Origin of the sequence: Knoellia subterranea KCTC 19937, assembly GCF_000768685.1 — a bacterium.
GTDB lineage: Bacteria > Actinomycetota > Actinomycetes > Actinomycetales > Dermatophilaceae > Knoellia > Knoellia subterranea.
On sequence record NZ_AVPK01000031.1, the window covers coordinates 1 to 536 of the forward strand.

The following is a 536-nucleotide window of genomic DNA, read 5'->3' on the forward strand; positions in this document are numbered from 1 at the left end:
GCCGCTGCTGCGGCGCAGGCTCGGTTGACCGCAGCTGCCGTGACCGACCGGGAAGCTCTCGGGGAGGACACCCGCAGCGTGCGGGCTAATCTGGCGTTGGCGCGCCGGTGTTCTCCGACGGTCGCGGACCAGCACGTCGGTGTGGCGAAAACGTTGGTGGAGGAGATGCCGCACACGCTGGCAGCCCTGACGTCCGGGGACTTGTCTGAGCGGCGCGCGCACATCATGGTCCGTGAAACGGCCTGCTTGTCCCGGGAGCACCGCGCCGCGGTCGATGCCACCCTGGCCGCGAAGGTGACGAAGCTCGGGGACAAGGCGCTGGCGGCCGCCGCGAAACGAGCCGGTGCCGCCCTGGACTCCGAATCGCTGGCCGCCCGGGCCCGCCGCGCGGTCGCGTCCCGCCGGGTCACGGTGCGACCCGCACCCGACGGTATGGCGTGGCTGTCCATCCTGGGTCCGATGAAAGACGTCATCGGCGCCCACGTCGCCCTGATGGCTGAGGAAGCCCGGCGAAACGTCATCGACCCCGACCTGCC

1 protein-coding gene is annotated in these 536 nt (G+C 71.5%); it reads left to right on the top strand.

The window, feature by feature from the left end; all coding sequences use genetic code 11:
- The coding region (locus tag N803_RS17190; protein ID WP_035907580.1) for a DUF222 domain-containing protein at positions 1–536 on the top strand (536 nt) is incomplete at both ends.